Source organism: Pedobacter ginsengiterrae, assembly GCF_039537385.1.
Classification (GTDB): domain Bacteria; phylum Bacteroidota; class Bacteroidia; order Sphingobacteriales; family Sphingobacteriaceae; genus Pedobacter; species Pedobacter ginsengiterrae.
Window position 1 is genome coordinate 479,658 of sequence record NZ_BAABAK010000003.1, and the last position, 20,276, is coordinate 499,933.

The 20,276-nt window shown below is 43.9% G+C and carries 18 protein-coding genes; 10 read left to right on the top strand and 8 right to left on the bottom strand.

Annotation, left to right across the window (positions count from 1 at the left end):
* Nucleotides 1-138 precede the first annotated feature (138 nt).
* On the bottom strand, nt 139-2,358 hold the full coding sequence (locus tag ABD692_RS04170; RefSeq protein ID WP_344765194.1) for an ATP-binding protein: 2,220 nt from the start codon (nt 2,356-2,358) through the stop codon (nt 139-141).
* A gap of 473 nt (nt 2,359-2,831) precedes the next feature.
* On the opposite strand from ABD692_RS04170, the gene ABD692_RS20920 reads away from it, so the two are divergent.
* The 5 genes from ABD692_RS20920 to ABD692_RS04190 all read left to right on the top strand — a co-directional run bounded on the left by ABD692_RS20920 (nt 2,832) and on the right by ABD692_RS04190 (nt 8,445).
* Nucleotides 2,832-2,999 carry a DUF6766 family protein gene (locus ABD692_RS20920; RefSeq protein ID WP_425567319.1) on the top strand — a complete coding sequence of 56 codons (168 nt, stop codon included), beginning with the start codon at nt 2,832-2,834 and terminating at the stop codon, nt 2,997-2,999.
* 109 nt (nt 3,000-3,108) lie between these two features.
* On the top strand, nt 3,109-3,486 hold the full coding sequence (locus ABD692_RS04175; RefSeq protein ID WP_344765196.1) for a response regulator transcription factor: 378 nt from the start codon (nt 3,109-3,111) through the stop codon (nt 3,484-3,486).
* 851 nt (nt 3,487-4,337) lie between these two features.
* Entirely contained in the window at nt 4,338-5,486 is a 1,149-nt protein-coding gene (locus tag ABD692_RS04180; protein ID WP_344765198.1) for a glycosyltransferase family 1 protein, read from the top strand.
* Between the two features lie 9 nt (nt 5,487-5,495).
* Entirely contained in the window at nt 5,496-6,638 is a 1,143-nt protein-coding gene (glf, locus tag ABD692_RS04185; protein ID WP_344765200.1) for a UDP-galactopyranose mutase, read from the top strand.
* The gene (locus ABD692_RS04190) at nt 6,616-8,445 is read left to right on the top strand and encodes a glycoside hydrolase family 1 protein (RefSeq protein ID WP_344765202.1); all 1,830 of its coding nucleotides are present in this window, start codon (nt 6,616-6,618) and stop codon (nt 8,443-8,445) included. Before glf ends, ABD692_RS04190 begins: the two co-directional genes overlap by 23 nt.
* A 40-nt stretch (nt 8,446-8,485) precedes the next feature.
* Here ABD692_RS04190 and ABD692_RS04195 read toward each other — a convergent pair whose 3' ends face one another.
* Entirely contained in the window at nt 8,486-9,430 is a 945-nt protein-coding gene (locus ABD692_RS04195) for a manganese catalase family protein (RefSeq protein WP_344765204.1), read from the bottom strand.
* A gap of 378 nt (nt 9,431-9,808) precedes the next feature.
* On the opposite strand from ABD692_RS04195, the gene ABD692_RS04200 reads away from it, so the two are divergent.
* The 3 genes from ABD692_RS04200 to ABD692_RS04210 all read left to right on the top strand — a co-directional run bounded on the left by ABD692_RS04200 (nt 9,809) and on the right by ABD692_RS04210 (nt 13,095).
* On the top strand, nt 9,809-11,344 hold the full coding sequence (locus ABD692_RS04200) for an FAD-dependent oxidoreductase (RefSeq protein ID WP_344765206.1): 1,536 nt from the start codon (nt 9,809-9,811) through the stop codon (nt 11,342-11,344).
* A 166-nt stretch (nt 11,345-11,510) separates the two neighbouring features.
* Nucleotides 11,511-12,608, top strand: a complete 1,098-nt coding sequence (locus ABD692_RS04205) for a zinc-dependent alcohol dehydrogenase (RefSeq protein WP_344765208.1) — start codon at nt 11,511-11,513, stop codon at nt 12,606-12,608.
* Nucleotides 12,609-12,612: 4 nt separating this feature from the next.
* Entirely contained in the window at nt 12,613-13,095 is a 483-nt protein-coding gene (locus ABD692_RS04210) for a hypothetical protein (protein ID WP_344765210.1), read from the top strand.
* A 51-nt stretch (nt 13,096-13,146) separates the two neighbouring features.
* On the opposite strand, the gene ABD692_RS04215 is transcribed toward ABD692_RS04210, so the two are convergent.
* A complete protein-coding gene (locus ABD692_RS04215; RefSeq protein WP_344765212.1) occupies nt 13,147-13,341 on the bottom strand; it encodes a hypothetical protein in 195 nt (64 codons plus the stop codon).
* 474 nt (nt 13,342-13,815) lie between these two features.
* Here ABD692_RS04215 and ABD692_RS04220 point away from each other — a divergent pair, with 474 nt between their 5' ends.
* On the top strand, nt 13,816-14,235 hold the full coding sequence (locus ABD692_RS04220; RefSeq protein WP_344765214.1) for a DUF1810 domain-containing protein: 420 nt from the start codon (nt 13,816-13,818) through the stop codon (nt 14,233-14,235).
* Between the two features lie 308 nt (nt 14,236-14,543).
* Here the strand turns inward: ABD692_RS04220 and ABD692_RS04225 are convergent, their stop codons facing one another.
* The 5 genes from ABD692_RS04225 to ABD692_RS04245 are packed head-to-tail and all read right to left on the bottom strand — an operon-like array spanning nt 14,544 to nt 18,594.
* Nucleotides 14,544-15,752 carry an ATP-binding protein gene (locus ABD692_RS04225; protein WP_344765216.1) on the bottom strand — a complete coding sequence of 403 codons (1,209 nt, stop codon included), beginning with the start codon at nt 15,750-15,752 and terminating at the stop codon, nt 14,544-14,546.
* A 1-nt stretch (nt 15,753) separates the two neighbouring features.
* Nucleotides 15,754-16,761: an ATP-binding protein gene (locus ABD692_RS04230; RefSeq protein ID WP_344765217.1), complete on the bottom strand. Its 1,008-nt coding sequence runs from the start codon at nt 16,759-16,761 to the stop codon at nt 15,754-15,756.
* Nucleotides 16,754-17,170, bottom strand: coding sequence for an anti-sigma regulatory factor (locus tag ABD692_RS04235; protein ID WP_344765219.1), 417 nt, complete (start codon nt 17,168-17,170; stop codon nt 16,754-16,756). The genes ABD692_RS04230 and ABD692_RS04235 overlap by 8 nt, the downstream gene beginning before the upstream one ends.
* Nucleotides 17,148-17,552, bottom strand: coding sequence for an STAS domain-containing protein (locus tag ABD692_RS04240; protein ID WP_344765221.1), 405 nt, complete (start codon nt 17,550-17,552; stop codon nt 17,148-17,150). Before ABD692_RS04240 ends, ABD692_RS04235 begins: the two co-directional genes overlap by 23 nt.
* A 1-nt stretch (nt 17,553) precedes the next feature.
* Nucleotides 17,554-18,594, bottom strand: coding sequence for an STAS domain-containing protein (locus ABD692_RS04245; protein WP_344765223.1), 1,041 nt, complete (start codon nt 18,592-18,594; stop codon nt 17,554-17,556).
* Between the two features lie 481 nt (nt 18,595-19,075).
* On the opposite strand from ABD692_RS04245, the gene ABD692_RS04250 reads away from it, so the two are divergent.
* Complete coding sequence (locus ABD692_RS04250; protein ID WP_344765224.1) at nt 19,076-20,275, top strand: PQQ-dependent sugar dehydrogenase; 1,200 nt, start codon at nt 19,076-19,078, stop codon at nt 20,273-20,275.
* Nucleotide 20,276 lies beyond the last annotated feature (1 nt).

Here is a 20,276-nt window from a genome sequence, read left to right on the forward strand (position 1 = left end):
AAGGTTTTTCCAGTGTCCGCCCAGGGTATCCAAGTCCCGGCCTTTTTCTCGGTAATACATTTTAACTTCACCCTGATACATACCTTTTTTTCCTGTTTGTTTGAATTATATTAAAAGTTCAGTCATTCCAGATATTCCCTAAATGGGCGGGGCCATGAGTATCAGATTGAAACAAGTACCTTCCTGGAGGTTTTCAGCCCATATGCTGCCTTTATGCCTATCTACAATCTTTTTCACAATAGCCAGACCGACCCCAGACCCCTCGATGGTTCCCACATTTGACATTCGGGAAAAAAGGTCAAATACCCTTGGCAGATCGGCAGGTTTTATACCAATACCGTTATCCCGGATACGGAACTTGACCAGGTTGTCCTCTAAGGTTGATTCAATATGAATTTTTGGGGTTTGGTGTTTCTGGCTATACTTAGCTGCATTTGTCAAAACATTCGAAAATACCCGGACGATTAATCTGGGATCCGCGTAGATATTGTGCAGGTTACCCGCTTCTATTATGGGGCTGTAAAGATGATAAATAAGCTTCAATTCAGAACATATTTCCCTGACTAAAGCTTGTGTATCCACAATGTCGAATTTCGGTTCAAGCCGCCCAACCCGCGAATACTCCAGCACTTCCTCGACCATGCGGTTCATTTTTTCTGCGCTAGATTCAATGCTTACAGAAATCTGCCGTGAGCGGTCGGTTAGGGATTTATCCCTTAAAAGCAATTGAGCTAAGACCTTTATGGTGGCAATGGGATTTTTAAGGTCATGGGAAATGCCATAACTAAAAGCATCCAGCTCTTCATAGGCAGAAGTCAACCTTTCGTTCAGTACGCGAACTCCTGTAGCCTTGAGGTTGAGTGCGTAACTGATTTCCGATCGAAGCCTGGATACCGAATGAATTTCCTCAAACGACCACGGCAGAGACTTTCCCGATATGATTTCTGCCCATAATTCAAAAGAACTACGGGGAGATATATTTAACAGCGGGTCGGACTTGCGCTTGATTTCTTCATCCGGTTTACCTGCCCACGAAACGGTCGAGCGTTGCTCGGGCTTAAAAAATAGCACGAAATCACCCAGCTCTTTGGAGATATTCACCATCATTACTCCGCATGGCATATCTGCAAACGAAGATCCTTCGGGAAAAACCGAAGCCAGATGATCAGTATAAAACATATGGTCTTCAACATGGTCGCTGATCCAACTACAAAGGGCTGTGAGCGTATCTTTCGTGGGTACAGTTCCAAGCGTTGAAAGTTTACTTTCAAAACACAGGACGGCTCCCTGCGCATCCACAATTGAAAGCAGGTTGCATTCCCTTGCAGTAAGTGCTTCACTCATACTAGCTTCGCTCAGCATATATTTGGCAAGCTGGTCAAGATTAGCATTAAAGTTTTCATGTACCAAGTGGTTGAGTTCATCCTGCCTGAATTCGAGCGCGGAGGATAAGATCTGACCCATCAGTTTGGCGGAATCCCTTGCTGTAAACTCAATGAATTTTGGACTGTAGTGGTGGCATGCAATCAGGCCCCACAGCTCGGATTTGTAAATCAGGGAGATACTGAAACTCGAGGCTACCCCCATATTCTTTAAATACTGGATATGTACCGGCGAAACCGCTCTCAGCTGGGAAAAGGTGAGGTCAAGGTTTTCAAGGCCTGGAAGCCCCATTATGCCCGAGGGTGAATCCGAAACATTGGAGATCAGCCTGGTAAGATTTTTTTTATAGAGCTCCCTCGCCTGGAGCGGGATGTCAGAAGCCGGAAAATGCTGACCTATCCACGAATCAAGGTTGTTGGTTTTAGATTCTGCTATCACCTCCCCGTGCCCATCTGCCGAAAACCTGTAGATCATGACCCGGTCAAAGTTAATGACGGATCGAACCTGCTCTGCGGTGTTTGCAATAAGGTGATCAAGATTTTTGTCAACGAGCATTTTAGAAAGACTAGAACCAATATTCTTTTGAACTAAGCCCTGCTGCCCAGGTATTGCGGGTTCGATTTCCAAAACCAGATAAGCGCCCGAGGCAGTAACGATCAGATTATAGTCACGGCTCAAAATGTGTAGGCTGGTGGGATTCAGCTGGTCAGTATTGTGCCCGCCAAAAAAAAGCGACACAATCGCAGGAATTGGGGAAACCTCCGAGGACAGCGTGATCGAGTTCAACAAGACGGAGAGGTTCTCATCAAGTAGTACGCTTGCTTCAAGACGTGCAAGGGCATATATATTCTCGCTACAGTAACAAATCCTGCCTGATTCATCAACCGCTATCAGAAATCCATGTGGCTGAATCTTGCCAGGAATATGGATGGGTTCACGATCGCAGTTTGTTAAATCAACCTTTGGGTTTGACATGATGGGAATGGGTGGGTTGCTGTAAAGATGGACTATTAAAACGGTCTTTGCTTATTATTTAATTCCTAGCTCATAGACAACCAGATAACCCTCAATTAGTTACACTAAGGGGCCGTCAGTGCCAGACTCCTCTGGCCCGGTACCACTTTTGAATCTGGCTAGCTGCTTTTCAGATATTGGCAAAATGCCATATAAAGCACTTTTAACCGATTACTGCTTTTGTGAGTGACATCAATTCGTTAATATAAACCATAAACCCGGAATAAAAATCAAGGTATACAGAATCGGGCTTTCAGTGGTATTTGTGTCCATTTTGATCTTCACGCTGATGACAAAGGTACTCATGACTAGATAGCCCTAACGACAGATAACGAGATGGAGGTGCACATGAGCTAAGTCACCAATTTTATCATACATCAAAAAACCCCCTCTCGCCGAGCACTCACTTAAGTGGCTACCTTGAGCTGAACAGCATGGAATATCTTCAAGAGCCCACCTTGTGTTCTGATGCTTTTCAAAACCCGCAGCGCGAATTTCTTTCGGTCGCAGCGATCCTGATTTTGACAGATTTCCTGCGCAGGAAAAAGACTTTCTTATTTCCCAGACCGGTCGATGGCCTAAACATGGAAACAGCAAACTAGTACCAAATGGCGTACTCTTGAAACTAAAGGCTATGAACTGGCAATAATTTTCTAAACTTTTACTTAACCAACTGGTTTTTAATCTATGAATCTAGAGTGAAAAGAAATAATGGAAAAGAACATTTTGGTTGTGGAAGACAACAATGACATCAGGGAAATTATTGGTTTGCTGTTAAGTGAACAACCCTACATAGTGCATTTATGCGAGGATGGGGAAAGCTTTAGGAAAAAGATTTTCGAGCATAGGCCGGATATGGTTATTCTTGACGTGATGCTACCGGATGCAAATGGAATCGATCTATGCTGTGAGGTCAAGTCGGATTACCGCCCTGGTCATATTCCGGTGTTGATGATGTCAGCTCATTCCAGTCTTGGCGAGATTAGGAAAAAATGCGAGGCAGATGATTTCATCAGCAAACCTTTTGACATTGACAGATTTATGGATAAAGTTTCCCATCTGTTAAAGAATGGTAATATTGAGCATTAGCCCTCTTGCTTCCGGATTCAGGCTTGCAGATAATAAAAGGCTACCAAATCCCCCCGCTACAAAATAGGGTTAAATTTTCTTAAATTGGTGATTTTAGCTAATTTACACCATCGGCAATCATAGCAAGAGTTCCAAAAACCTAAACTGTTTTGACTACCAGTTATCTCACCGTGTAAATACGCTTTAACGAGAAACTACCTGTATTTAGTCCAGTGAAATCTTTTTTTACAACAAAAGTATTGATAGGAAAAACCTAAGAATACCTTCACAGCTTATGAAAACTGCCCTGATCAAAAAAGCTGCCCCGGCCCTGGCCGATTATTTTTTTGCCGTGTTTTTCATGCCTGCTCCATAGACGCCTAATTTGAGGGGATTAATATAGTAAGACTGTTTAAAGTTACTACTGGCGTATTCGTTCTTTGGCTGGCTTTTATAAGGAGACAGGAGCCATCCTTTTTCAAAATCGTTCCCCTGAAGCTCCATTTGGATATGGCTCTCACCTGGCAATCATTTTTGCGTTGTCTTCAGTGCTGTTTGTCTTTGGCAAAAGCACTCTTATTTCCATGTGTATTTTCGCATATTTTCCTTTCTGATTGCCGCTTTTCCCCAGAGAAAGTGTGGGTCTGGCAGGTCTTCCTTCTTGCCAGATACGATCCAAATAATCGTATTATAGACGTATAAAACAATTATCCGAAGGCCAATTTATTCAAGAAATAAACAGTGGATATAAAAACAGGTATTTATTGCAAGAACTATACCCAATAAATTTGGTTGTAGGTATAGTTTCCGGGTAATATTTCCTATGCCTTAGGCCGGACAGGCAGATTCAGACTAATCAACTACACCAATATATGAGAAACCCAGAAAACACCGTTTCACAGAATCTATTATGTTTTTCCCACCTGAGATGGGATTTTGTTTTTCAGCGCCCGCAGCACCTGATGAACCGCTTTGCCAAAAACTTCCGTGTTTTTTACATGGAAGAACCAGTTTATGTGCAGGCAGCTACTCCTACTCTTGTCAGTTACGTCAAAATGCATAACCTCACCGTTATCGTTCCCCATATCCCGATAGGTACCTCCCCTGAGGCAACCGTTGAGCTACAACAGGTACTATTGGGCAGTTTCCTGGAATCTGCTGGTGAACAAGCCTGGACTTTTTGGTACTACACCCCCATCGCCCTGGAATTCAGCAGAAATTATAAATCCTCCCTAACCGTATTCGACTGTATGGACGAACTTTCCGCCTTCCGTTTTGCTCCGGAATCGCTCAAAAGACTTGAACGCGAATTGATCGAAAAGGCAGACGTCGTATTTACAGGAGGCCATTCTCTTTACGAAGCAAAGAAAAACCTGCATAGCAATATTTGGCCAGTGCCCAGCAGCATAGAAAAAGAACATTTCGGTAAAGCCAGGATATCCCGTGAACAGCCCGCAGACCAGGCCGCTATCAGAGGAACCAAGCTGGGATTTTTCGGAGTAATCGATGAGCGGTTTGATCTGGAACTTATCGAGGGATTATCTCGAAAGAGACCTGACTGGCACATCATACTGATCGGGCCCGTGGTGAAAATAGATCCTATAACGCTTCCGAAGGGAGCCAACATCCATTACCTGGGCCAAAAAAATTACAGCGAGCTCCCCGCCTACATCAGCGGCTGGGACGTAGCGTTAATTCCATTTGCGATCAATGAATCGACAGAGTTTATTAGTCCGACGAAAACCCCTGAATACCTTTCAGCTGGAATACCGGTCATTTCTACCCCGATACGCGACGTAATTTTGCCTTACGGCATTAAAAAGCTTGTGCATATTGCTTCCGATACCGATGGCTTTATCGATGCGGTTGAGGCGATCCTCAAGCAGGGTGACAAAACAGAATGGCTTAATAAGGTGGACGAATTTCTGAAAGACATTTCCTGGGATTCTACTCAGGAATTCATGGCGGCACAGCTGGCGCTGGCCCTAAACTCAAATTTAAAGGTATCGATTGCTAGTTAAAACAAAAATATGTATGATTACTTAATCGTAGGCGCAGGATTCGCGGGAAGCGTACTGGCCGAAAGACTTGCCTCCGAAGGAAACAAGGTGCTAATTCTGGACAAGAGGAACCACATAGGCGGAAATGCCTTTGATTATTATGATGAGGCTGGCATCCTGATCCATAAATATGGACCTCACATCTTCCATACCAACAGCAAGGAGGTGTATGAATATCTTTCCAGGTTTACCCAGTGGAGGCACTATCAGCACAGGGTACTCGCGAGTCTGGACGGGCAATACTTTCCAATCCCCATCAACCTCACCACCATTAACCATATGTACGGGATGACCCTGGACAGCTCACAGCTGGAAGCATTTTTCGCCTCAAAGGCGGAGGCAAAAAACATACTTGAAACCTCGGAGGATGTAGTCGTAAATTCGATCGGAAGGGAACTTTATGAAAAATTCTTTAAAAACTATACCCGCAAGCAGTGGGATCTGGATCCTTCCGAGCTCAACGCATCTGTGACTGCAAGGGTTCCCACAAGGACAAACAAGGATGACCGGTATTTCACTGATACCTACCAGTCGATGCCATTGCATGGATATACAAAAATGTTCGAAACCATGCTCAACCACCCTAACATTACCATAATGCTTGGAACCGATTACCGCGATGCCGCCCCAGAAATTCAGTTTAAAAAAATGGTCTTTACCGGACCTGTGGACGAGTATTTTAATTACCGCTTTGGCAAACTACCCTACCGTTCCATCGAATTCAGGTTCGAGACACACGACCAGGAAACTTTTCAGCAAACCGGAACTATAAATTATCCCAATGACTACAGCTTCACACGCATCACCGAGTTCAAATACCTCAGCGGGCAGAAACACCATAAAACCTCGATCGTCTATGAATTTCCAACAGCCGATGGTGACCCTTATTATCCGATCCCCAGACCAGACAATATGGCCCTCTACAGGCAATATGAGGAGCTTGCAAAAAGCCAGAGGAATGTTTACTTTGTGGGAAGGCTGGCAACCTATAAATATTATAACATGGATCAGGTCGTGGCACAGGCGCTGGCAACCTACAAAAAGATAAAAAAAGAGGCCAGCGAAAATACCAGGGTACTAGAAAGCGCAAATGGAAGTCTGGGGCGGAATTGAGTGCACAATCAATAGGCTGGGTGATGAATACTTTGACCAGCTGGTTTTTGCCGGACATTATGGGCGCGAGGCAGACATCCCAAAAATTGTCGGACTTGGTATTCAACGCATCCGTTACCCTGTGCTATGGGAAACCCATCAACCAGAGCGTGAGGCAATCATAGACTGGTCAGGAACAGCAGCTGCCCTTGAGGAATTTCGCCACAACGGTGTTGGCGTCATTGCCGGGCTTGTCCACCATGGCTGCGGCCCGGCATACGTAAATCTCACCGATAATTCCTTTGAAAAAGGACTGGCTGATTATGCCTACCTGGTTGCGGAGCGGTTTCCCTGGCTGGAATATTATACCCCAGTCAATGAACCGCTGACTACAGCCCGGTTCTGCGGACTTTACGGGTTATGGCATCCGCATAAGAAAACAGACGAGACTTTCCTCCGGATCCTGATGAGCGAATGCAGGGCGACCCGTGCGGCGATGAAGGCAATCCGTGAGGTTAACCCCCAGGCAAAGCTTATTCAAACCGAAGATTTGGGAGAAACCCATTGCACCCCTTTTCTTCGCAGTCAGGCTAATTTTGAAAACCAGAGGAGGTGGCTTTCCATGGATCTGCTTTGCGGAAAAGTAGACCCGACTCACCCTCTGTGGAAATATATTACCGAGAACGGAATTTCCCCGCAGGAACTCGAGGAAATCGCTGGAGAACCCTGCATGCCTGAAATTTATGGGGTCAACTACTACATCACCTCTGAAAGGTATCTCGATGAAAATCTGGAAATATATCCCGAGCATACGCACGGGGGAAGCGGCTCGGTCCGTTATGCGGATGTAGAAGCTGTGAGGTCTCCCAATGCAGTCCTTTGTGGCGTTGATATGCTGCTGAGAGCGGCTTTCGACCGTTACCATATCCCTATTGCGCTTACCGAAGTGCACCTGCACTGCGGACGGGAAGATCAGCTCAAATGGCTGATGCAGATTCACCTTAAAGCCCGCAGATTACAGGCAGAAGGAGTGAACATGGTTGCAATCACAGCTTGGTCTCTTCTAGGTTCCTTCGGCTGGAGGAACCTACTGACCACTGGATTTGAGGATTACGAGCCTGGCGCTTTTGACCTGTCAAAGGGCCTGCTCCGGCCAACAGCACTGGCTGATCTTGTGCAGGCCATTGCAACCGGGGAAACTTACGCTCACCCAGCGGTCCAAGGCCGCGGCTGGTGGGAAACTACAGGCAGGTTTGCCTACGACAGTAATGATTTTAAGGTACCCGAAAAAGACACGCCCGGCAGGCCAGTGCTCATTATCGGGGAAGATCTTCATCATACAGAAATTTATCAAAGCATTCTAGATGACCGCAGATTAGCTTATACAACAGTAGAACCGGCCCATTCACTGGAATCCTTTAAACAGGTTAAGTTATTGATAAATAAACATAACCCATGGTCTATCATTTGCCTCGTATCTGCAAAGGATATACAAACTACAAACTTTCTGTTCAAGGTGAGTGATGAAATCAATAAAATGAGTAAGCATGTTGCCCTACAATGGAAGACCCCAGCGCTGTTCAAAGGCGATACTGAGGGAATTTCCCGGTTTAGACCTGCTAGAGCGCGTCCCGAGAAATACGTTGGCCCCTATGGGGAACAAAAATGCGATCAGCTTCCGATAATGACAATCAAAACCGGCAGGGCGTGGAAGAATGCAGAGAATCAAAAAAGGGAACAGGAAACCGCCAACCAGGTAATCGATTTGCTAATTGATGGGGAAAGCGGATATTTGGACCATAATGGGTACAGCCTTTATAAAAAGTAAGGCCAGATGCTTTCGCAGTCCGGCCTTTCAGTTGTGTGCATTAAATTTTTGGTTCGCTGTAGTCGCTCCACTGAGCGGTTCCCTCTGGCTCTGCTGATTTGACCTCAGTACTTTTCTCTTCGCTCATCTCTTTGTTTAGTAGCTCTGCCTGCTCCATTTCTTCTTCCTTATCATCAGAAAGGTTGGTAAGCCCTTCGGTTTCCTTAACGAAGGCAACAGGGTCTTCTATAAATTCAAAGTCCTTTCCCATCCCTGGCATCTCGCCCTGATTCCAGGGACCAGTGAATGAACTTTCCGGCGAAAAATTGAAATATTGTTGAGTAAATCTCGGATCTGCCTGCAGCACCCCCGGAGGAAAGTTTGGCTGAATGGTGTCCAATGCCGCTTCAAACATTTTGTAATGGGCCACCTCGCGGGTCATAAGAAAAGAAAGTGTTTCTCTGACATAGGGATCATCCGTAAATTTCATCAAGTGCTCATAGACCAGCTTCGCCCTGGACTCTGATGCAAGATTAGACCTCAGATCGACCGTAAGGTCTCCATTGGAATGGATGTAGGATGCACACCATGGAATGCCCTGGCTGTTAGCCAGTCTGGGACCACCACTGCTTAACATTACAAAATGGGGATTAGCTGATAGGGCCGCATGGATGATGTTTTCTTTAGCTGCTTTACCGTCTAACACCTGCATAATCTCTGATGAATCCGCGGCATCTTTAAGTTCGCCGTTGACACCTTTTAAAAGCATCTGGATAGTTGCCCCTACAATTTCAAGATGACTAAACTCTTCGGTTGCAATATCCATTAACATATCGTACTTGTCAGGATGTGGCCGCTTGGCGCCAAATGCCTGTGTAAAATATTGCATGGCTGCGGCAAGCTCTCCGTTTTCGCCACCAAACTGTTCTAATAAAATATTTGCGAATACGGGGTCCGGTTTAGAGACTCTTGCATTGAATTGCAAGTCTTTTGAGTGATGAAACATAAGCTATTTTTTTGTTAGTTAAGGGCTCAGCAGCAAATGCGCCTCGCTTCTATACCACACTGTAGAAGTCCATAAAGTTTCGCCAATTCACAAATAGGGTATACTTCGCATACCATATCCGTATTAATCCCAGGCAAATTACCGGGATATAGAATTATACCTTAACAAATGCGTAGAAGCCCGGGCCAAATCACGTATATATCCACAAAACTATCCCATAATATCTGCTGTTGTCTAAGCCTGTAGGCCCTCAGAAATTGGATTTAAACCCTTAAGGACAAATCTACAATCGCTACTAAATCTACACTAGGAATTGCCGACATAATAATTTGGCACATAGGGATAATAAACGATTACTGAATGAGGCAGTACTTAGATATGAAAAATAAAAAAAACCAGCGAGACGGCAAAACGATAAGCATTTGGCAGCGCCCTATGATGCAGCCCCCCTTTTCAGAAGATATATTAAATTCAGTTTATGATGCCATTATAGTAGGTGGCGGCATAACCGGGTTAACTACCGCTTTTAATCTGCAACGCGCAGGCAAAAAATGTATTCTGGTAGAAGCAAAGAACCTGGGCTTTGGCACAAGCGGGGGAACAAGTGCTCATTTAAACACTTTTTTTGATTCGAGTTACCCGGAAATAGACAGCAATTTTGGAAAGGAAGCGTCAAAAGCTATGGCTACTGCCAGTAAAAGGATGATAAAAACGATACAGGCAAATATTGATGAATTGAACATCGAGGCCGATTTTGAGTACAAATCAGGATTTTTATTTTCCCAAAACGAAAAAGAGACTCAGCAACTCGATGAAATTCTTTCCTCCTCCAAAGCAGCTGGCGTTATGGTTGAAGAATCAGGGGACAATGGGGTGCCTGTAAGATTCTTAAAGGCCATCGAGTTCTCCAATCAAGCGCAGTTCCATCCGTTAAAATATATTGACGGCCTTGCGAGGGGCTTTTTATCTTTAGGGGGAAGGATCCTAGAAAATACGTTTATTGAAGAGGTAAAGGAATCACATGGCCTTCATTATGCTACAGGCGGAGCGATGGAGATTCAAGGTAGAAATTTAATCTGGGCAACACATATCCCCCCGGGCATAAACCTCCTATCCCTACGAAATGCCCCATATAGAAGTTATGTGCTGGCAGTAAAGCTTAACAATGAAACTTATCCGGATTGCCTGTCCTACGACATGCAGGAACCTTATCATTATTTCAGAAGCCATGAGATAGATGGGCAAAAGTACCTGATAGCCGGAGGCGAAGACCATAAAACTGGTCATGAGGATTCAGAAGATGCATTCAGAGCGCTCGAGCAGTATATAACAGCAAATTTTGATGTGTTATCTGTCGATTATAAATGGTCTTCTCAATATTATGTACCTGTGGATGGGCTACCATACATAGGATTGCTTCCAGGCGCAGCTGATGGTACCTTTGTTGCCACCGGATTCAACGGCAATGGGATGATCTTGGGAAGCCTGGCAGGGGAAATTTTAAGTGACCTGATTTTAGGCAGGGATAATGACTTATCCGTTCTGCTCAGCCCCTCCAGGCTGAAACCACTCTCGGGACTTTCAGACTTTGTTAAAGAAAATGCGGATGTAGCCTATCATTTTGTTGCAGACCGCTTCGGTTCAGAATTACTGGCTTCGTTAAAATCATTTCCTATCGGAGAAGGTAAAATCGTAAAGTTTCAGGGCGAAAGACTAGCTGTTCACAAAGATGCCCATGGGAAGGTCAGGGCACTAAGTCCGGTCTGTACCCATGCAGGGTGTATTGTGAACTGGAACAGGGTGGAACAATCCTGGGAATGTCCATGCCATGGTGGCCGTTTTGACATTGATGGCTCGGTTATCACCGGCCCACCGAAAACGCCGCTTAAAAAAATTGAGGTGCCGCACCGGTAATCCGACAATTGAAAAAGCCAGGGAAGATTTTAAATTACATGTATCCGTAATATCCCATCTAATGGGGCCTTTCCATAATCAGTTTACATTTTACCAAAACCAAGTACATCAAATGCTAGCAATGAATTACAGGGGGCCATTTCGCGTACGCGCCGAGCAGCGCCCCATGCCAGAGATCCTGCATCCTGAAGACGCGATTGTACGCGTGACCAGAACCTGCATTTGCGGTTCTGATTTACATCTTTACCATGGAATGGTACCCGATACGCGTGTTGGGTCCACTTTCGGTCACGAATTTATAGGGGTTATAGAAGAGGTTGGGCCGCTGGTAACGAATGTAAAAATTGGCGACCAGGTGTTAGTCCCATTTAACATTGCCTGCGGTAAATGTAACTTTTGCAAGCAAGGCTTATATGGCAATTGTCATGAATCCAATTCTATGGCTACCGCAGTAGGCGGGATATTCGGATATTCCCACACTGCTGGAGGCTATAGCGGCGGACAGGCAGAATATGTTAGGGTTCCTTATGCAAACTTTGGGCCTACGGTTATTCCTTCAGACATGGATCCAGATGATGCTGTTTTGCTTACAGATGTTGTACCCACGGGCTACCAGGCTGCCGAAATGGGCGGAATAAAGGAAGGAGACACCGTGGTTGTTTTCGGCGCCGGACCTATCGGTATCATGGCGGCCAGATGTGCCTGGTTCTTTGGTGCTGCAAGGGTAATCATCATTGACCATATAGAATATCGTCTTGAGTTTGCAAAAAATTATGCAAAATGTGAAGCCTACAACTTCAAATCCATGGCGGACCCCGTAGTCTTTTTAAAGAAAACGACAGACTGGTATGGCGCGGATGTATGCATTGACTGCGTAGGTTGTGAGGCAGAAGGAAATGCGCTGCAAACATTCACGGGGAAAATGACGCTGATGCAGGCTGGGGCGGCGACCGCATTACAATGGGCAATTAACGCCGTAAAAAAAGGAGGCATTGTATCTGTAGTGGGTGTTTATGGTCCTCCATTCAATTATGTACCCATTGGTAATGTGCTCAATAAGGGGATCACACTCAGAGCAAACCAAGCTTCAGTAAAGCGACTGCTACCAAAACTCATTGAACACATACAGGCGGGTAGGCTTGATCTCAAAGGACTCATCACTCACCGGGTTCCCCTAGAAGAAATTTCAGATGCCTATAACATATTTTCAAAAAAACTAGACCAATGTATCAAAACTGTATTAATCCCATCAGCTAAACATTAAAGAGATGAAAACTGAAACCCAAGATTATAAAAGCATCCCGGGATGGGGAATGGATATCGATATGGATAACGAACCCACTTATCCTATGAAAAATTATACAGGCGATGACCATAAAAGAAGCGACTACGAAAGATCACCTCAGCAAAAGGTTGATGTTGAAATTTTAAAATCAAATGAACGCCCTCAGTACAGCACGGTCTTTGGAAATACCGTTCCGCCCTCAGGGCTTAGCGGGATAATTAGGCGGTATGCATTTAAACATAGCGAGGACAGGTATAGGCACTGGATTCCGTTGATTCTCGCTGACCGGGTTAATGCGTGGGAAGGCATAATAGAAGATTTGGCAAAAGGGATCATTCCCAACGTATTTGCAGAACGTGGAATAAAATCAGAATTGGAATACAATCCCAAAGGACTTGCGAAAAAAATCTTGATCACTGCAGCGTTAACTACTATAGTCATTACACTTTTAAGAAAAAAGAAGTAACCGGAAACACCTAGAGCGTAAGGCCCCGTCAAAAACGAGGGCTTTGTTCATTTATTTATTCGGGGGCAATGTCCTTGTTGATGAATCAATGTGAGTGCTATCTCTCATTTTCTGATTACCGGTTGCAGTGGTATCAATTGTATCTGTGTTCACTTCTGATTGACGATTTTTTTCTTCAGTATTGTTGTTGCAGGCACTTAAAAATAAAAAGGCACAGGCAATCAATGTTAATTTTAAATTTCTCATATCTTTTCCTTATTGATGTATTTGAAGAACATAAATATTCTGCTAAAGTTTAGATTGTTTCCACATCATAGATCTCTTAATCAACGTACCATCATATTTAACTAATTTCTAAATATCAATCTTTGATTTTTCTTTGAGGCACAGTGATCTAAATGCGGTTCAACAGTTTGTCATATATTTAAACCATCCAAGACCCTTGCTGTAAAATAAAAGGACTATCAGCGAATTATCCGTTTAAAATTTGCAACCAAACCCTTTAAGTTTTAACAGGAATTTAAGCCCCGCTAATTGTTTTAGCCCAAGATGCATTATAAACCGTTTTAAATGCTTAAATCTATAGGCTGAACCAGATAACGTCTCAGACTGAAAGGTCTCCATAGCTATTTATAGAAATTGAAGTGGAATGAGTTTTTTAGCAGTCTTCTATGCAAACAAATATTTTTATATTTTTGCCACTCAAGTAGAGGTACAAATATGAGCAGTGGGGATATTTACCGTTTTCTGGCGCCACATAACTTAACTTACCAGCGCGCACTGGAAGAGATTAAGCATTCAAAAAAGGATAGCCACTGGATGTGGTACATATTCCCCCAACTTAAAGGTCTTGGCAAAAGTGATACCGCAATTCTGTATGGCATTCAGGATTTAAAGGAAGCAGAGGCCTACTACACCCATCCTGTACTCGGGACAAACCTTTTAGAAATTTCCAATGTTTTATTGCACATCAAAAACAGGTCAGCCACCGAAATTTTTGGCTATCCGGACGATTTAAAACTGCATTCATGCATTACCCTTTTTGCGCAGATAAAAAATGTGGACAGCGTGTTTCAGCTTGTGCTGGATAAATATTTTAAGGGAGCACCAGATGAACAAACTATCAAGCTATTAAAATAGAAAATTTAAGCTTGAGGTCCTTACCAAAGATTCGTGGGACGCCTTATGATACTGATCAACAGCTTACCTAATTTACAAGCAAAGCATTTATTTAAATTAGAAGATTTTTTACGGCATTGTATTGGAATAAGTCCTGTTTAAGCTAATTTAACTATTAACACTCTATCAGCCCCAAATCTGGACCAACCTCCTATCATCCTGAGCCTGCAAATAGCTTTATGACTTTGGAAACTCGAGTTATTAAACAGACAAATATTAACTAAATTAATGTGTGAGGAATAAAGTCGGCCTGAACATACTATCGCTGATTATAAATCGACAGCTAATGCGAGTGGTAATGTAAAATAGAACTTTGAACCTGTACCGATTTCACTCTCCACCCAGATTTTCCCACCATGATCCGAGACTATTTTAGAGGTAATATACAAACCCATTCCAAGACCCGGGTGCGAGGAAACAATATCTTCCGCCCGGTAGAATTTTTCGAATATCCTTGCTATATTGTCTTTCGACATACCCATTCCAGAGTCTGAAATTTGGATTGTAACGCTACTACCTTCTTCAGATAAAAATGCGGTAACGCCGATATGCGAATTCCTATCGGAATATTTTGCAGCATTGCCTATCAGATTGCTCAATACCTGTTCAAGCCTCAATGGATCAGCCATAACTGAACACTCCTCACCAAGTTGAAGACTAATTTTATTGTTAGCATGGACATTCATCAGCATCAATACAGTCTCTTTCAAAAATGAATTAAGCTTTATTTCTGCCAGGTCATACTGAAGACTGCCGTTTTCGATCTTAGAAACATCCATTAACTGAAATGTTAACCTGGCAAGTTTGCCGGTCTGAATTTCCAGTTTCTCGACAACCTCACCAACTTTATCAGAATACTGACCCTTCAATAGCTTAAGCATTTGTGTATAAGCCTTAATCACAGTAATCGGAGTTTTTAGTTCATGACTGGCAACCGAGATGAATTCGTTTTTTTTCTCATCAAGTTCACGTCCCAGTTTGATCTCCTGCTCCTGCGCCTGGGTCAGCTGACTGAGCTTGCTGTTTTTATTTTTGATCTCCTCATATGAATTCAGGGGGGCTGCACTTTTAAAGTACTCCTGAAGGAGCGATATTTTAGTTTCATCCACCTTGGAGGAACGCGGCAGGCTTAGCGACATCGTAATGGAGTAAATCTGCCCGTTTGCATCGAAATTGAAATCAGGCATTAGCTTTTTGGCGTAAAAAAACCCCTCGTCCGTTTCCCTGAAAACCTGGTCGGATTCGAATGTGATGCCTGCATTTATTGCAAACCGTGGAAACTTGCCTGATATATGTATACTTAATCTGCCCTCGTTGGTAAAATCGATCACCGTCCGAGCAACCTCAGAAACCGCTGTTGCCAGCGTCGTTCTGGTCGCAACGGTCAGCCCAAGCTGCTCGCCGATCTGCATGGACCGTTTATGCGCAAGCACCAGATCCATTTCATTTTCGAGTGTGATACCAATAATTTCTCTCATGTTAAACGATTTTTATAACTACCACAGACATATCATCTGTTTGTCTTGCATGGTCTTTATAGATTGCCGATGCCAGAATAGAGGGATCATGCTTGAGAATCCCAGGGTATTTTGATGTCTCCCATCTCGTTTTGATTCCGTCCGAACACAATACCAACTGATTATAATCGGAGATGCTGAAGATCTGATCGTTCATAGTTGTAGGGATATTGTGGCCAACTATCCCATTATAAGACATATGGTTTTTTGAATTAACTGGTCCGATCCACTTGGCTGCGATATTGCCTATCCCTGCCGAAGACCATTCTCCGCGCTCGCTGTTATAAGTCGTCATGTTGGCCACAAGACCGCGTGTTTTTCTGATTGAAGTATGCATAAAACGAAGCGTTTCTACCGGGCTAGGATCAGGAAAAACTCTGAAAGCCTTAACGGCTTCGTTCACGGCAAAATTCGCATCGGGGCCATGTCCTAAGCCATCTCCTAAAAATAGCTTGAAATCCTTACCCGTTACGCGGTATGAAAACCCGTCACCGCTGACCGTTTCACCAGGCTTACTGATTACTAAAGGCCGGATGACCATGCCTTTTTTCACGACTGGTTTTTTACCAACATAAATTCTACTGAGCAGAATGGTACCCCATTCCGGTATGGAATATATATCGAATGTATCTGATAAGCGTTGAATGCTACCCAGACCCGCGCCGAGGGTTTTACCAGTTGACATACCGTCCTGCATCATTCTAGCAGGATTTTTCATACCTGGACCCTTATCGATGCAGATAAGCTCTACATAAGGTATTCCACTCTCACTGAAAACGCCGAATAGGATTTCCCCACCATCGGCATACTTAAAGAGATTGCTCGTCATTTCTGCGGCAACAATATCAACTTCCGCAATCCTGGCACTATCCATACCAATTTTGATCAAGCGCTGATGGATTTCTTTTTTTAAAAGTGAAAAATAACTTCTATCACCCGCCTGAAGGCTTATATGCGTTGCATCAACCATTTGCCCATTTAATTATCATCACTACAGTGCCCTCTCCCGGCTTACTTTTTAAATCGAATTCGTTGCTTAGCCGCTTTGCTCCAGGAAGCCCGAGCCCCAGACTCTTCCCTGTTGAGAATCCATCCCTCATAGCGGCGCTGATGTCGGGAATTCCAGGGCCTTTATCCGAAAAGGTCAGTCTCACCCCCGTGTCCCGGCCGCGAGTTACGATTTCAACAAGACATTCTCCCCCGCCACCGTACCGAAGCATATTTCGCAGCAGCTCGCTCGCAGCAGTAATCAGCTTGGTCTGGTTTACCAGGCCCATCTTGATTTTAACCGCAACCTCGCGAGTGCGGTTTCGTAAAAGTACCACATCCTGTTCTTTTTGAACCTGAATATTATCCTTACTCAGCGAAATTATCATCATCGGTTTCTTCTTCGTCTCCGATATCGGAACCAATCATAGACTTCAACAAATTCATACCCTTCTCGACATCCAAAGCGGTATGTACACCCTTAAGCGGGAGGCCTAGCTCAATCAGGGTTATTGCCACAGCGGGCTGCATGCCCACAACGACAGTTTCTGCATCCAAAATTTTGGACATGCTGGCGATATTTCCGATAATGCGCCCCATAAATGAGTCGACAATAGAAACCGCGGATATATCAATCAGTACTCCTCTCGAACTGGTCTTGTTGACCATTTGTACTAGGTCAGCCTCCAGATCGAGGGCTAGACGGTCATACAGATCAACCTGAATCGTTACGAGAAGAAAACTTCCCATCCGGAGAATAGGAATTTTATCCATCTTATAAGTTATTAATTTTATTTATAGAATTCGTTTTGCGCACCTCTAAACGCAAAACCTTGAACGCGTACGCCAGCGCACTTGCCAGACTCGCCTTGGTAATGATATTGGAAAGGTCGATTCCGAGGTGAACAACCGTCTGTGCAATTTCAGGGCGTATACCGCTGATTATGCATTCCGCGCCCATAAGCCTGGTGGCACTCACTGTTTTAATCAGATGCTGTGCAACCAGCGAGTCAACTGCAGGCACGCCCGAGATATCGAGAATTGCGATACTTGAACCAGTTTCAACGATCTCCTGTAAAAGATTTTCCATTACAATCTGGGTACGTGAACTGTCCAGCGTGCCAATGATTGGCAAGGCCAAAATACCATCCCATACCCTGATTACTGGAGTTGAAATCTCAGCAATTTCATCTGTCTGTCTCAGAATGACCTCTTCGCGCCCTTTGATGAAAGTTTCAAAGGTGACAATGCTCAGATTGTCCATTACCCTGATTATTTTCATGCTTTCATCAAAAAGCTGCTTTGGATCCTTGATTTGTTCCTGTAAAACCTCGAGAATTGCTTCTTTCAGACTATGAACAAATCGTCCGGTCTCACGCGGAGAAAACCCCTGACGTGCCCTGGTAATGGCAATGCCACCAAGAATCTCGATAACTGAACTCCAGCTGTCGCCATCCAGATCTTCCAGGTCGTTTCCTGATAAATTGGTTACTAGCGCGGCAACCAATTCTTCCGACTGTTCACGGAGATCTTCGTTACTGATCAGGTCTTCCCGAAGACCGTCGTCAGAGAGTTGATTTTTCATCCAGATCTCAAGGATGTTTTTCTTTTGTTTTTGTAGCAATTTCAGTGTATTAGATGACATTTGTGATGAATTGTTCAGGTTTTTAGACTTTACATCCAGCAGGATTATTGCGGAAAGATAGGAATTGTTCTGCAATTTCCAATAATGCAGATTTGCTATAACAACAAATAAATAGTTGAAGGCCAAAGAAGAAAAATATAATAAGCTGAGATGCAGTTGAAGGCGCTTCATTAGCACTACACGGCATCTCTTTTTTTTGCCGAGGAATTATTTGCTAGAAACTTTTTGGTTCGGGATTCTGCGGATTACTGGCGAAGCTGGAGAGATGCAAAAGCGGATTTTTGGGTAACCCTATGTCAATCTACAATTCACAACGGTAACCAGTATGCTCCGACCTCCGTGATCTGATCCGTATCAAGCGGATGGAACCAGTATAAAAATGTAGTAGATACCTATAATGATAAACGCAGCTCCACTGTCTGCTTTTTCACAAACAAGTAAAGGTGTCTGAAAAATCCATAAGGTTCAGTACCTCATCTTTTAAAAATATGGGAAAAACTTCCAAAGTATCGCGCTTGAGGTTTGTCTTTCAGCGTTATATCTTCCTAAGTAACATATCTGTGTGTTTACTACCAATCTCTATCCTTCATATTTTTCTCATTAAGCAAAACCTATCGCCAAAAGGAAGTGTTATCAGGGAAATAGCCGGAAAATGAAAAGCAAAAATTTACACTTTATCCTCCTTGGCACGGCAATGTCCGTCGCCTTTGGAGTGCAGGCCCAGCGTGGTCTGCCGCCAAAAGATGTTACCAAATCGATATCGGTGACCAAATATGCACAGGTTCTTGAGTTTAAGCCAGAAATGGTCAACTTATTAAAAGCCCCCTCAGGATGGCAGGTTACCCTTGCTGCCTCTGGATTAGGCAAGCCACGCATGTTGTATACCAGTCCTGCAGGAAATGTATATGTAACCAGAAGAGATGGCGGCGATGTCCTTTTACTGGAGGATAAAAATAAAGATGCCAAGTTTGAAAATCTGATCACGGTAGTATCCGAGTTCAAAGGTGTACACGGAATTACCATGAAGGACAACTGGATGTACCTATGCAACAGCAATGAAGTCAGAAGATACCCTGTTAAACCCGATGGAACGCTGAATATTTACGGTAAAGAAACTTTGATTAAAGATCTGCCAGATGGTGGTCAGCACCCTAACCGGACGATGGATTTTGGACCCGATGGCATGCTCTATATCAGTGTTGGTTCCTTATGCAACGACTGTAAGGAAAGTGATAAAGAAACAGCAGTAATTCTCCAGGTAGATCCAAAAAACTGGAGTAGAAAACTGTATGCCAGCGGACTTCGAAATACCATTGGTTTTGACTGGCATCCACAGACTAAAGAACTATGGGGGATTGATAATGGTGGTGATGCAAAAGGAAGTGAATGGCCCCCTGAAGAAGTCAATCAAATCAAGCAGGGCGCCGATTATGGATTTCCATATGCCTATGGAAAAAGGGAAGTGGATAAAAGTCGCGAAGATCCTGCTGGAAATACCAAAGAAGAGGTGGTTAAGAATACTGAACCTTCTGTACTTGAGCTTACCGCACATATGGCGCCAATTGGCTTTACGTTTTTCAGGGGAGCAACTAATATTCCCCAGGATTGGGCTGGAGATGGGCTTGTTGCATGGCATGGTTCATGGAATGCGGAAAAGCCAGTAGGGTTTAAGGTTCAGCGGATCCATTTCGAAAACGGTAAGGCAGTAAAAGCAGAGGATTTTCTCTCTGGTTTTTTACAAGGTGACTCTCGATTTGGAAGGCCTGCTGGTATCACCGTAACAAAAGATGGAATCGTCTACATATCTGATGATGCTTCCGGAAATATTTATGCAGTTAAAAAAATAAATTAAA